This window comes from Rubrivirga aquatilis (assembly GCF_046845665.1).
Lineage (GTDB): Bacteria > Bacteroidota > Rhodothermia > Rhodothermales > Rubricoccaceae > Rubrivirga.
Window position 1 is genome coordinate 1841977 of the sequence record NZ_CP177355.1, and the last position, 12761, is coordinate 1854737.

At 73.0% G+C, this 12761-nt stretch carries 9 protein-coding genes and 1 pseudogene; 4 read left to right on the plus strand and 6 right to left on the minus strand.

The genetic code is table 11. The features are described from left to right. The first annotated feature begins 183 nt into the window (after positions 1 to 183). Positions 184 to 1325, plus strand: a pseudogene (locus ACLII4_RS07920) (serine hydrolase domain-containing protein). A gap of 112 nt (positions 1326 to 1437) precedes the next feature. Continuing rightward, positions 1438 to 1962 carry a hypothetical protein gene (locus ACLII4_RS07925; RefSeq protein ID WP_412070363.1) on the plus strand — a complete coding sequence of 175 codons (525 nt, stop codon included), beginning with the start codon at positions 1438 to 1440 and terminating at the stop codon, positions 1960 to 1962. Positions 1963 to 2125: 163 nt separating this feature from the next. Here ACLII4_RS07925 and ACLII4_RS07930 read toward each other — a convergent pair whose 3' ends face one another. The 6 genes from ACLII4_RS07930 to ACLII4_RS07955 form a co-directional block, all read right to left on the minus strand. Continuing rightward, entirely contained in the window at positions 2126 to 3880 is a 1755-nt protein-coding gene (locus ACLII4_RS07930; protein WP_412070364.1) for a DEAD/DEAH box helicase, read from the minus strand. Positions 3881 to 4066: 186 nt separating this feature from the next. Then, positions 4067 to 4921: an outer membrane beta-barrel protein gene (locus ACLII4_RS07935; protein WP_412070365.1), complete on the minus strand. Its 855-nt coding sequence runs from the start codon at positions 4919 to 4921 to the stop codon at positions 4067 to 4069. A gap of 3 nt (positions 4922 to 4924) precedes the next feature. Beyond that, on the minus strand, positions 4925 to 7039 hold the full coding sequence (locus ACLII4_RS07940; protein ID WP_412070366.1) for a protein kinase domain-containing protein: 2115 nt from the start codon (positions 7037 to 7039) through the stop codon (positions 4925 to 4927). Beyond that, the gene (locus tag ACLII4_RS07945) at positions 7036 to 7893 is read right to left on the minus strand and encodes a PP2C family protein-serine/threonine phosphatase (RefSeq protein WP_412070367.1); all 858 of its coding nucleotides are present in this window, start codon (positions 7891 to 7893) and stop codon (positions 7036 to 7038) included. The genes ACLII4_RS07940 and ACLII4_RS07945 overlap by 4 nt, the downstream gene beginning before the upstream one ends. A 2-nt stretch (positions 7894 to 7895) precedes the next feature. Further along, positions 7896 to 9098: a serine/threonine-protein kinase gene (locus ACLII4_RS07950; protein WP_412070368.1), complete on the minus strand. Its 1203-nt coding sequence runs from the start codon at positions 9096 to 9098 to the stop codon at positions 7896 to 7898. Positions 9099 to 9158: 60 nt separating this feature from the next. Beyond that, positions 9159 to 10901 carry a trypsin-like peptidase domain-containing protein gene (locus ACLII4_RS07955; RefSeq protein WP_412070369.1) on the minus strand — a complete coding sequence of 581 codons (1743 nt, stop codon included), beginning with the start codon at positions 10899 to 10901 and terminating at the stop codon, positions 9159 to 9161. 267 nt (positions 10902 to 11168) lie between these two features. Between ACLII4_RS07955 and ACLII4_RS07960 the strand changes: the two genes are divergently transcribed. Together ACLII4_RS07960 and ACLII4_RS07965 are read left to right on the plus strand one after the other, a co-directional pair. Beyond that, positions 11169 to 11696, plus strand: a complete 528-nt coding sequence (locus ACLII4_RS07960; protein WP_412070370.1) for a dihydrofolate reductase family protein — start codon at positions 11169 to 11171, stop codon at positions 11694 to 11696. 98 nt (positions 11697 to 11794) lie between these two features. Continuing rightward, positions 11795 to 12730, plus strand: coding sequence for a T9SS type A sorting domain-containing protein (locus tag ACLII4_RS07965; protein WP_412070371.1), 936 nt, complete (start codon positions 11795 to 11797; stop codon positions 12728 to 12730). The last annotated feature ends 31 nt before the right edge of the window (positions 12731 to 12761 follow it).

Sequence of the window (12761 nt, forward strand, 5' to 3'; positions counted from 1 at the left end):
CGCTGCAGGCCGACAGCACGCGTGAGCGTTCTTACCTCGTCCGAGCGCCAGTGTCTACGTTGCCTCGTCCCACCCGCCAGTCGTCAGCGTGCTGCGGCTGAGCGGTCAACTGTTCTACCGCGCTCATAACCGGCTGCATTGATGGCCAGACGAACCGCTTTCATCCTCGCGGTGTGCGCCATGATGGGGGCCCTCGCAACCCCTGTCCGCAGTCAAACGGAGGCCGAGCAGATCGCCGAGTACGTCGCCCAGGCCCACGCGAGCGGTCGCTTACACGGGGCCGTGCTCGTCGCGCGGGACGGAGACGTCCTCTACGAAGGAGCGGTCGGGGAGGCGGACGAGACGTGGGGCGTCCCGAACGGGCCGGACGTGAAGTACGGACTCGCCTCGATCACGAAGACGCTCACGGCCCTCCTGGTGCTCCAGCAGGCCGAGCGCGGGGCGCTGAGCCTCGAGGCCCCAGCGCTGGACTACCTCCCGCGCTTCGCCGGCGCCCTCGACCCGCGCATCACGCTCGACCACCTGCTATCCCACCGGTCCGGCCTCGTCGACTTCGCCAACGACCTCCCGTGGGCCGAGTACGAGGCCCGTTACCTCCCCCGGCCCGTCCCGCCCGACACCATCGTCGCCGACATGCTCGCGCGCCCGCTCGAGTTCGAGCCCGGCGGGGGAAGCGACTACAGCAACACGGGCTACGTCCTCCTCGGCCTCGTGCTGGGGCGGTGACGGGGCGGCCATACTGCGCGTTGCTCCGCGAGGAGATCTTCGAGCCGGCAGGGATGGCCGACAGCGGGTGCCGCTCGTTCGAGGCCGTCATCCCACGCATGGCTACCCAGTACGCGACGGAGGACGGCCAGCCCTGGCACGTCCGCTACGACCACTCGGTGTATGCCGACGGGGTCGGGTACTCGACGGTGCGCGACCTCTTCCGGCTGGACGCGGCGCTCCGCGACGGGCGCCTGTTGTCCGCGTCCGGGCAGGCGAGGATGGCGAGCCCCCGGGTGCAGGACGAGTGGGTCGCGGAGCACTACGGCCCGCGGCCGTCGCTGGGCTACGGGTACGGTGTGGCGGTCTGGGAGATGCCGGGCGCGGCGCCCTCCGATTCGGTGACCGTCGTCGGTCACGGCGGGGCGGGCGACGGGCTGACGACGGTGTTCTGGCGGGTGCCTCAGGGCGGAGTGGTCGTGGCCGTAATGAGTAACCGGTCTATCTGGCCGTTCCCGACCTATGGAGCCCTCCTCGACCTCGCCTATGGGCGGTCTCCCGCCCTGCCAGCCCGTGTGGCCGGCACGGAAGGGGACTCGCTCGGTGGGTCTGACCAATGATGGGCGTCAGCGTCGGTAGAACCTGTTCTGCCGCGCTCGCCACGTAGCGCAAACGGACTATGGAAGAGCCCGGGGCGGGGGAGAGCTTGACCGGACCAACGCCCTACCCGTCGTGCGACCGCTCTACCTGCTCCTCGCGCTCACCACGACCACCGCCCCCGCTTGGTGTCAAGCCACCCCACGTGACGAGGACGAGCTTCGTTGGCAGCTGGAGGCGAACGGAGGAGTCGAGGCGTCCCCCCTCTGGGCCGGGGCCGGGTTGTATGTGAGCACGGGGCGCCTCCTCGCCGTCCGGTTCGGGATCGACTCCAGCGTCGAGTTCACCTTGGGCGCGGACCCGACGACCGTGCAGGCCGTGGGCGTGAGTGGCGGCGTCAGAGCCCAGCGGGGGCGGATGCGCTTCGGGGCCTACGCGGGTTCGGCCGTCGTGTGGGGGCGGGATCGGTTCGATCTCCAAAGGGTCGGCCCGGGTCGAGAGCCATACACGACCGTCGGTGTAGGGATCAGTGGGTCGGCGGTCTACGAGGTCGGGGGCGGGCTCGGGCTCGGCCTAGACCTGTCCGGGAACGTGAACCCTGAGGTGAGCCGGGTCGGCTTGCGGCTTGCCGCTCACGTCCGGCTCAACCAGCCGCGCTGAACCTGAATGAGCCGGGCGCTTCGCTTGCACTCCTGATGGGCCATCATCACGCCGCCCGCTTCCACGTCCGCTCGTCGAGCCGGGCCAGCAGCCGGTCGAGGCACCCAGCCCCCCATCGCGCACCGCTCGACGAGAGCCCTATCCAGCTCGGCCACGCGGCGCGCTACGCCAGCCGGCCCGCGCGGAGGGAGCGCTCTAGCCAGACCCGCTTCTTGTCCAGCGCCACGATGCTGGCGTCGGCCTGCGCCTGCCCGCGGACCTGCCGCTTCCACGCCGCGTGGACCTCGCGGACCGACACGTCGGCGGCGTACGACAGCTCCTTGGCGAGGTCGGCGCACGCCTGGCGCAGCTCGCGCTCGCGCGCCGCCACGTCGATGGCGACCGGGCGGGCCCGCTCCTTGGGCACCTCGCGGTGGAACTGGTCCGACGAGCGGTAGCCCGGCATCTGGTCGAGGGACAGCGTCTGGCTGGTCCCCTGGCGGACCGACTTGAGCTCCCACACCGACGCCTCTGACGGCTCGACGGCCGCGCCCTCGCCCCCGCCCGTCCCGTTCTTCGACTTTTTGGTCCCCATCGTCTCCTCGGCCGCGATCCAGCGCAGCGTCTCGGCCACGCCCGAGTCCTCGGCGGCGTACAGGTCGCAGGCGTTCGCCTCCTCGGGCCAGTCCGGCACGTAGCGCATCCCGCGGAAGACCTGCTGCATCGTCTTACCGACCGCGCGGACCAAGTCGGCCTTGACGAGCACGGAGATCGGCTTGATGTCGGTCCCCTCGCCGATCATGTCGACCTGCACCATCACGTCGAGGTCGCCGCCACGGTAGGCGTCGAGAAGCTGCTGGCGCTCGGCGGCGGGCACGTCCTGGCCGATGCGCGCCGAGCGCACGTCGGGGTGGCGGCGGCGAACGAAATCGAGGATCGCGGCGGCGTGCGCGTTGCTCATCGCGATGACCAGCATCTGGTGGTCGCGGTAGCCGGCCCAACCGCCGGACCGCGCCATCTGCCGCGCGAGCTGCCCCCGCTTCTCGGCAAACCGCGTGAACGCCGGGCCGAGCAGCGTTTCGAGGTAGACCTCGTGGAAGCGGAGCTTGCGCCGTGCGAGGTACGCGTCGACGTCGCGGCTCGCCTCGGGGTCGTCGCGCAGGGCCGTCAGCGACACCTCGACCTCCTCGCCGGTGTCGGTCCGCACCATGCGGACGGCGTAGTCGACGACGTGCGCCTCGACGCGCTTCAGGATGCCGCCCTCGGCGTGCGCCTCGCGCATCCCGACCTCGTGGAGCGCGTCGTAGTACTCGAACCCCTCGGCGTCGGTCGTCGTCGGCACGCCGAAGAGCGACTTCGAGTCGCCGCGCATCGGGGTGCCCGAGAGGGCGACCGAGGCGGCGTGCGGGAACCGCTCGATAGCCTGCGCCCACGTCCCGTCGTGCGCGAGGTGGTGGACCTCGTCGAACACGAACAGCGCCTTCGACTGGCGGCAGAACGCCTGGAGCGCGTCGTTGCCGCGCTCGCCTGAGGCGTACTGGTAGGTCGTCACCACGACCTCGGTCTTGAGGTTCTTGAGGAACACCCGGTCCGAGTCGGCGGCGCAGAACGAGACGGACTCGGCGCCGAGCCAGTGGAAGACTTGCGCCAGCTCGTCGACGTCCGCGTACTGGTCGCGCAGGTTGCCGCGCGGCACGAACACGACGAGCCGGTCGGCGACGCCGAGCGCGCGGGCGACCACGTACGCCGCGAGCGCCGTGATCGTCTTGCCGTAGCCGGGCACGAACACGCCCAGCGCGTTCCGCTCGGTCCCCTGAAGGAGGGTCGCCCACCGCTCCAGGAACACCCGCTGGCCCTCGCGCAGCGCGAACCCGTCGCGCAGGCGGACGCCGGGGAGGACGTCCGTGCCGGAGGGCAGCGGGCGGGCGGGGACGGACAACGGGACGATCTCGGGGGGGGCGTCGAACCTACGCGCGCCCCCCGCGACAGCGGTGCGTCACCGCCTGTGAACTCAGGGCGAGCGGACGCGACCGCCTGTCGGCAGGGCCCGCATAGGTCCACGGCCGCAGGCTCCGCCTTGACGCTGTGCGGGGGGTGGCCGCGGGCATGCCCGGCGTCGCACGCGCTACGGGCGCCACGAGAGGCCAACTCCTAGGCGGATCGTCGTGGCCGAGATGTCGTCCGGTCGGCCATCCGTGGAGAGGGTGGTGAACGTGGCCCCGACCCCGCCGGTGAGCGACAGCGACCGCGAGAGCGCGTAGAGCACGCCGCCCTCCAGCTCGCCGCCGGGGCCGGAGTAGTCGAGCGAGCCGAGGCCGGTGGCGTCGAAGGTGGCCGTCTGGTAGGCCGCGCCCGCCCCGATGTAGGGGACCACCTTGCCGTGTCCGAACGCGAACCGCCCGCCGAGGCTGACGCCGCCGAGCGCGACCGAGAGGGCGCCGTCGCCGTTGCCGCTGGAGCCTCGGAGCTGCGTGTAGACCGTGATCGACGGCGTCACGTCGTAGCCGAGCGTGAGGTCGCCGCCGCCGCCGGTGAACGAGTCGGAGTCGGAGTCGGAGTAGCTCAGGCCGTGGGCTCGGACGGCCGCGCCGAACCGGGACGACGCGGCGCGCCTCGGCCCGCCCGTCGCGGAGGGCCGCCGCCGCCGCTCCTCCGACACCAGCCGGACAAATGGCGGGGGGTCGAGGGCCGGGTCCGCCTCGTAGTTCGGCGCCACCTCCAGCAGCCGCGCCACCGCGTCGCGGGCGTCGGCCTCGCGGTCCTTGCCGATGTAGCTCAGGCCGATCAAGCGGTAGGCGTTCCGCCGCTCCTCGGTCGAGAAGCGGTCGGCGTCGAGGCACGAGGTGAGCCGGTCGATGGTGGCGTCGAAGTCGCCCGTCTGGTAGCTCTCCTGGGCCCTCGGGAGGGCGCGCGAGCAGGTCTGGGCGAGGGCCGGGGCCGCGCACAGGGCGAGGGCGGCGAGGACGAAAGCGCGGGTCATGGGTCAGGGGGTCTGGAGGGTGAGGCGCACGCGAGCCGGGGACTGCCCGGCGGTGATGGTGATGGTGGTCGAGGCGGAAGTGTCCTCGCGCTCGGCGCCGATCGTGTGGCGGCCAGGCGGGACCGTGATCGCGGCCGGCGTGTAGCGGCCGGTGCGGCGCCCGTCGAGCAGGATCTCGGCGTTGAGCGGGTCCGAGGTCACGGTGACCTCGACGGGGGTGGCGAACTGGAGCTGCACGTCGGCCGTCCGCCCGGCCTGGACGCGGACGGTCTCGGTGATCTCGCCGAAGTCGGGGTGCGTGGCGCGGACGGTGTAGGTGCCGGGCGCGAGCTCGGCGCTCACAGCGGCGTTCGTGGCGCGCGCCAGCCGCTGGCCGTCGAGGTAGATGTCGCCGAACGGACGGACCACGATGCGGGCCGTGCCGGTCTGGGGGCGGAGTGCGGGCTCGGGGGCCGGCGCGGGCGGCGGCGGCGGCTCGGGCCGCCGGTCGGGCGGCGGCGCTTGTTGGTCGGGCGTCGCGGCCGGCGTGCGGCGCGGCTCCGGAGCCCGCTCGGCGGGCGGTCGGCCCTCGGCGGCGTCGGTGGGGCCGGTCGGTGCCGAGTCGATGGCGGGCGGAGGCCCGGTGGGGAGGGCGAACGCCGCGGCACCCTCGACCGGGGTGGCCGGGCCACCGGGCGCCGTTTGCTCCGCGACACGCTCCGGGCGGTCGTCGGTCGCGCGGTCCGGGGTGGGCGACGGGCGCCACGTCCACAGGCCCATAGCCACCACGAGCGCCGCGCCAGCGACCGCGAGTACGGCTCGGGGCACCGGCCGGAGGGAGCGCCACGCCGGGCGGCCCGGGGCGCCCGGCGCCGGCGCGAGCACGGTCGCGGGGGTGCCCGCCACGACGGTCGTTGGGGGCGCCATCCGGTGACGCGGGCCCTCGACGGTCGCCAGCGGGTCTGCGACGACGGTCGGGGGCGGGGATTGGCGTCGCGCCTCGGGGGCGGCCCCGGTCTCCGGGTCGACGGGGGGGCCGGCCACCGGGTCGTCGTCCGGGAGCGTCTCGCCGGGCTCGGCGGCAGCCGGTGCCTCGTCCCCAACGGTAGGCGGCGCCGCGACCGGGGGAGCGGAGTCGTCCGACGGCGCCTCGTCCGAGGACCCCGGGGCACGCTCGCCGATCTCCTGCGCCGGCGGCTCGTCCGTGTCCAGGCTCTCGGCGGGCGGGGCCGCTTTCGGGCGCTCGGCCACGACGGTGGGCGGGGCGGGGGTCGTGGGGGCAGCCGGTCTCGTCGACGGCCGCTCGGCAGGACTGCCGATGGGCCGGGGCGCCTCGAGGTCGGGCAGGGCGTCGCGGAAGGCGGCGACACTCGGGAACCGGTCGGCGGGGTCTTTGGCGAGCGCGGTCAGGATGGCGCGCGCCACCTCGGTCGGCAGGTCGGGCACCCAGCGGCTGGGGGCGGGCGGTTGCACCTGGAGGTGCGCCTGCATCGTCTCGAACGCGCTCGGCGCGTCGAAGGGGACGCGGCCGGTGACCATCTCGTAGAGCAGCACGCCGAGCGCGTAGACGTCCGTCCGCGCGTCGACCTCGCGGGCCCGGACCTGCTCGGGCGCCATGTACTCGGCCGTCCCGATGGCGTGGCGCGTCTGGGTCATCCGGGCGGAGCCGAGGAGCCGGGAGATCCCGAAGTCCATCACCTTGACCGTCCCGCCCGGCGTCAGCATAAAGTTGGCGGGCTTCACGTCGCGGTGGACGATCCCCCGCCGGTGCGCGTGGTCGATGCCCCGCAGCGCCTGCCGGAACAGGGGGAGGGCCCGGTCGGGCGCCAGCCGCCGCTCGCGGTGGAGGAGGGCCTCGAACGTCTCGCCCTCGACGAACTCCATGACCATGTACAGGTCGTCCCCGTCGCGCAGGAACGCGTAGAGCGTGGCGATGTGGGGGTCGAGCAGCCGGGCGAGCGTCCGGGCCTCCTGGCGGAACCGCTCGACGTGGCCGGCCGACGCCGCGATGTCCGCCCGGAGGGCCTTGATGGCGACGGGCCGGTCCAGCATGAGGTCGAGGCCGCGGTAGACCGCGCCCATCCCGCCCTGCCCGAGCAGGGACTCGATGCGATACGCGCCGATGGTGCGACCGATCACGAGAGGGCGGGGGCAGGGGCGGTCTCGCGCGAGTCGACGCGCGGTCGCTCGGACGTGACGCGGACGACGGCGACGGTCACGTTGTCGTGGCCGCCGCGCGCCTTGGCGCGGTCCACGAGCGCGTGCGCGGCGGTGTGGACGCTCGGGGCGACAAGCGCCGCTGCGATCTCGAGGTCCGACACCAGGTCGTACAGCCCGTCCGACATCAGCACGTAGACGTCGCCGGGCGCGACCACGTCGGGGCCCGCCAGGGTGACCTCGGTCTCGGGGTGGATGCCGAGGGCGCGGGTGATCACGTTTCGGGCGTCGTGGTGGCGGGCCTCCTCCTCGGTGAGCATCCCCTCGGCCACCATCTCGGCCACCATCGAGTGGTCGATGGTCAGGCGCTCGATGGCGCCGTCGCGGAAGCGGTAGAGCCGGCTGTCGCCGACGTGTGCCCAGTACGCCTCCGCGCCGCGGAGCACGAGCGCGGTGCAGGTCGTGCCCATGCCGGTCCGGCCCGGCGCTCCGGCGGCGGCGTAGATGCGGGCGTTCGCCTCGGTGAAGGCGCGTTCGAGCGCCGCGCGCGGCGAGGCCGGGAGCGCGTAGTACCGTTCCGACACGACGTCCGCCGCCGTCGTGCTGGCGATGTCGCCGGCCTCGTGGCCGCCCATGCCATCGGCCACCAGGACCAAGACGCCTTTGCTGGCGAGCGTCTCCGCATCGCCTGGGCGGACGCTCCGCCCGCGGTCCTCGTTCTGGTCGCGCACGTGGCCGACGTCGGAGACGACGGCGAGGTCGAGCGCGAACGCGGGCGCGGGGGAGGTCGCCGCGGTCGGCGCGGCGGGGGAACGGCGCGAAAAGGGCCACCACATGGCTAGGGGAGCGTGACGGTGTAGGCCCGTTTGCCGGGCGAGGTCAGGAACTGGACGGTCTCGAGCGCATCGCCCCGGCGCAGCTCGATGTCGACGGACTCGCCGACGTAGCTCGACAGCGTGTACGGCGTTTGGCCGACGAGCCGACCGCCGATCCACACCTCCGCCGACGCGCCGATCGCGTCGATGACGACGTCGGCCGGCGTCGCGCCAAGCGGGACGATCCGCGCCGGCGGCGGCGGGGCGACCTCGGCCGGGGGTGAGGGCAGGGTCGGGAGCCCGATCGCGACCGCCAGCGCCACGACGGCGAGCGCGGCGAACACCCAAGCGGCGACGGGCGGGATCGCCGGGAGCGCCCAGCGCGGGCGCCGTCGGCGACGAGGCGCCGCGACCGGAGGGCGGGGCGCGTGCGCGAGAGGGAGCGCGTCGAGAAGCGCCCCGGCATTGGCGAAGCGGTCCGACGGCGACGGCCGGAGGCAGCGCGCGACGAGGGCATCGGCCCAGGCCGGCACCCCCCGTTGCCGCGTCGACGGCGCCGCGTACTCGGCCCGCGTGATCTGCTCGAACAGCGAGAAGGTCGAGGGCGACTGGAACGGCACGTCGCCGGTGAGCAGCTCGTAGAGCAGCACGCCGAGCGCCCAGACGTCGGACCGGGCGTCGGGGGGCCGGCCGAGCACCTGCTCGGGCGAGAGGTACTCGGGCGTCCCGGGGACCGCGCCTCCGGTCGTCAGGCCCTTCAGAGTGAGGTCCTTGGCGATCCCGAAGTCGAGGAGCGCGACCCGGCCCTGGGGTGTCACCTTGACGTTGTGGCTCTTGAGGTCGCGGTGGATCACGCCGTGGTCGTGGAGGTAGGCGACGGCCTCGACCACGGGCTGGAGCAGCCGGACCGCGCGGTCGGCGTCGAGCGGCCCGCGGCGCAGCACGTCCGCGAACGTCTCGCCCTCGACGAACTCCATCGCGATGCACGCGTGGCCATCGGCCTCGAAGTAATCGAAGAGCGTCGCCACGTGCGGGTGCCGGAGGCCAGCCTGGATGCGGGCCTCGTTGAGAAACCGCGCCGACAGGTCCGAGTCGCGGAGCACCTTGAGCGCCACGGTCCGCCCGATGCGGAGGTGGCGCGCGCGCCAGACGGTGCCCATCCCGCCGCGGCCGACGCGCGCGTCGAGGCGGTAGTCACCGAGGATGGTGTCGGGGCGGAGGTCCACGAGTCCGGAGGCGAGAGGGACGGGCCGCCAGCCGACCGCCGGCGGCCCTGAGGGCGCGGGCTAGAGGCCTTCGCTGGCCCGCGTCAGCTCCATCCCGTACTTGATCGGGATGGCGTACGTCACGGCCGCGTCGCCCGGGGTGTTCACGCCGTAGGTGAAGATGCCGATCGCGCGGCCCTCGTGGTCGAACACGGGCCCGCCGCTGTTGCCGCTGCCGGTGGCGCTGGTCGAGAGCTGGTAGACGTCCTGGAAGCCGACCGACACCACACGCTCGTCCGGGTCGCCCGTCCGGCGGCTCCGTGCGATCGAGGACACGTTCGCGGGCGTCGAGGTCAGGCGGGGCACGATCCGAGCCCGCGCCTGCTGGCCAAGCACCTCGCGGTTGTTGCCGGTGACCACGTCCGTGCCGCTGATGCCCGGATAGCCCATGATGACCACGGCGTCGCCCACCTCGGTCGACTCGTAGGAGTCGTGGAGCGAGACGGCGTGGAGCGGCTCCTGGGCGTCGATCTTGATCGTCGCGGCGTCCGCGCGGGGCGACATCCGCTCGAGCTCGGCCTCGAAGGGGATGCTGGAGTTCTCGAACGTCACCTGGATGTTCGGCACGCCGCGGAGCGCGCGGACGTTCTGGACCGGCCGCTGCTCGACCCACTGCGTCTCGGTCGGCACCCACGACGGCATCTGGCCGCGCTGGAGGACCTGCGTCTGCGGCACCGGCGCGCCCGATCGGTCGCGGACGACGTTGCCGGCGTTGTCCCGCTGGGCGACCAGGTTGCCCTGGAGGTCGAGCGAGTACATCACGCCCGGGAAGGCGTCCTCGGGGAAGCTGTAGGGGTAGTCCCAGGTCGCGACGACGTGCTTGTTGGTCAGGATGAAGCCGTCCTGGCTGATCACGAAGCCGGAGCCGGTGCCCGCGCCGCGGATCGGCTTGTTGAGGCCGTTGGGGTCGGCGTACGTGATCCAGGGCTCGACCCGGCCGTCGGGGAGCTGGAGGTAGACGGCCATCGTCTGCATCGAGCCGTTCATCGGGACCTGCTCGTACTGGTGCAAGACCGGCTTGTCGGTGTCGGCGTTGATGAGCCGCCAGCTGTTCTCGATGAACACGACGCCCTCGCCGTGCTCGCGCGTGATGTCGGACGGGGTCAGGGCCACCTGTCGGTTGGCCTCGACCGAGTCGAGGGCCGCCTGGGTGTCGCTCCGCGCCAACGTGCGGGCCTCCTCGGGGTCGGGGCGGAGGACGAAGAACAGCGCGGCCACCAAGGCGATCACGCCGGCGCTCACGCCCATCACCATGCCGGTCATGGACTTCTGCGACTGGCGGCGGCTCTCGGTCACGATCCGCTCGACGGTCTCGCGGCCCACGCCGGCCTTGGCGGGCGCTCGGTCGGTGGCCGCCGCCAGCGAAGGGGAGAGCGTGGTGGCCTTGCCGGCCCGCGGCGACGCGATCACGGTCTCCCGCGCGGGGCGCGGCTCGGCGTCGAACACGAACTCGGGGCCGTCGTTGCCCAGCTGGACGGTGTCGCCGGGCCGGACCGAGGCGGTGCCCGCGACCTGCACCTTGTTCACGAACGTGCCGTTGCGGCTGCCGAGATCGGTGATCGAGTAGGCATCGCTGCCGTCGCGCGTGATCTTGACGTGCTCGCGGCTGACGAGCTCGTCTTGGTCGGGGTCGTACACCACGTCGGTGCTGCCGCCACGTCCGAGGGTGATCGCGTCGAACGTCGCGAAGGGAAACTCCTCGACCTGGTGGGCCTTCGAGCCGGACAGGTGGCGGATGACGAAGCGCTGAGGCTGGGTGCTCATGGGTCTGCGGGTGGGTGGAGGGGGGGCATCCTCCAGACCGAGTTTTCCAACGCATTCGGATCGCCCCGCCCTGGACACCGCCGAAATCGCCGCGCGTGACGGGCCACGGTTCGTCCGTTCCCGTCGGGCGTCGAGTCGCGGCCGGCCATCGGTGCGGGCTCCCTGTGAGGCGGAGGCGAGGGGTGGCGAGCGCGGCGGGGAGCGTTCCTCACGCGCCGTCCTCGGCCGGCCTTGCAGCGTCCCATGCACGCGTCGTAAACAGAGCCCATGCCCGACCGTCCCCACGCCGCCGCCTACATCGCCGCCAGCGTCGACGGCTTCATCGCCCGGCCCGATGGCGGACTCGACTGGCTCCCCACGCCGACTGGGGACGAGGACTACGGCTACCACGCCTTCGTGGCCTCCGTCGACACACTCGTGCTGGGGCGGAAGACGTACGAGATGGTGCGCGGCTTTGGCGAGTGGCCGTACGACGCGTTCCGGGTCGTCGTGCTGAGCAGCGGCACGCCCGACACGTCTGGCGTCGACGTCGAGGTGCTGGCGCTGGCGCCGGGCGCGCTTCTCGACCACCTCGGGGCGACCGGGGCCCGGGGCGTCTGGGTCGACGGCGGTCAGACGCTCCAGCGGTTCATCCGCGCCGGCTGCCTCGACGAGCTCATCGTGACCCGCGTCCCCGTCCTGCTCGGCGACGGGGTCCCGCTCTTTGGCCCGCTCTCGGCCGACGTGCCCCTCCAGCACGTCGAGACGCAGGCGTTCGACGACGGCATGGTGCAGTCGCGGTACCGCTTGTCCTGATACCGGCGGGATAGAGTGGCGTAGCGGAGCCGGTGCGCGCATCCGGAGCGACTTGACCCGCGTATTCTTCTGACCCCTCGGCCCTCATCAGACCCGCCATGAAACTCGCCCTGCTCGCCGTCGCGATGCTCGCCACGGCAGCGGCGGCCCAGGCCCCGACCGACGCCGAGACCCAGTTCGGTCTCGCCGTCGGCAACGTCTGGGAGTACGCGCGGGCCGAGGGGACGCCGTGGGGCGGCGACTACCGCGTCGCCGGGCACGAGCGCTGGGAGATCGTCGGGCTCGACGACGCCGGAGGCGAGCGCCGGTTCACGATCGTCGGCGGACGCCTGCCAGAGCCAGAGCGGGCCTGTGACCTCGTAGCCACCACCAATGCCGGCAACTACGACTTTCTCCTCTCGGTGACCGGGCCGTGCTCGTTCGGAGACCTCGCGATCCGCGATGTGCCGGGCGTTGACCGGTCCTACGTCGCGAGGGTCGGTATCCCGGGTTGCTACGACCTCGGCGACCCATGGCAGACGCCGACGGGCACCGGGCCGCTCTGCGGGTCTGGAGGGGAGTCGGGGCAAGATCAGGGCTCCCTCGGCTCCGTCTACTCGGTCCGCGTCACGACGGCGTCGGAGACGCTCTCAGGCGTCGGGATCCGGCACGCGTACGTGATGCGGGACTCGACAAACCACGTGGACCGCACGCAGGTGTACGTAATGGATTCTCGCTACCTGACGTACGCGCGGCTCGACGGCGTCGAGTATGGAGAGCCCCGCGTCGTCGCGGCGGACCCCGGCCCGGACCGCCCTGCGGCGGCGCTGCGTCTGTACCCGAACCCGACGGCTGGCGCGCTGACGGCAGCGGCCGAGGGCCCTGGCACGCTCGTCGTCGTCGACGCGCTCGGCCGTGAGGTGGCCCGGCGCGAGGGGAGCCCGCCCGGGCCCGTCCGCCTCGACCTCTCGGACCAGCCGTCCGGGGAGTACCTCGTCCGCTGGGTCGGCGCCGACGGTCAGCAGGCCACCGCGCGCGCGTCGGTCGTCCGATAGGGAAAACCCCGCGCACCCGGGCGCGTCCGAC

Coding starts and splice junctions, on each gene's coding strand:
- ACLII4_RS07935 (WP_412070365.1), bottom strand. CDS start 4,921: ATGACCCGCGCTTTCGTCCTCGCCGCCCTCGCCCTGTGCGCGGCCCCG.
- ACLII4_RS07945 (WP_412070367.1), bottom strand. CDS start 7,893: ATGTGGTGGCCCTTTTCGCGCCGTTCCCCCGCCGCGCCGACCGCGGCG.
- ACLII4_RS07955 (WP_412070369.1), bottom strand. CDS start 10,901: ATGAGCACCCAGCCTCAGCGCTTCGTCATCCGCCACCTGTCCGGCTCG.
- ACLII4_RS07960 (WP_412070370.1), top strand. CDS start 11,169: ATGCCCGACCGTCCCCACGCCGCCGCCTACATCGCCGCCAGCGTCGAC.
- ACLII4_RS07965 (WP_412070371.1), top strand. CDS start 11,795: ATGAAACTCGCCCTGCTCGCCGTCGCGATGCTCGCCACGGCAGCGGCG.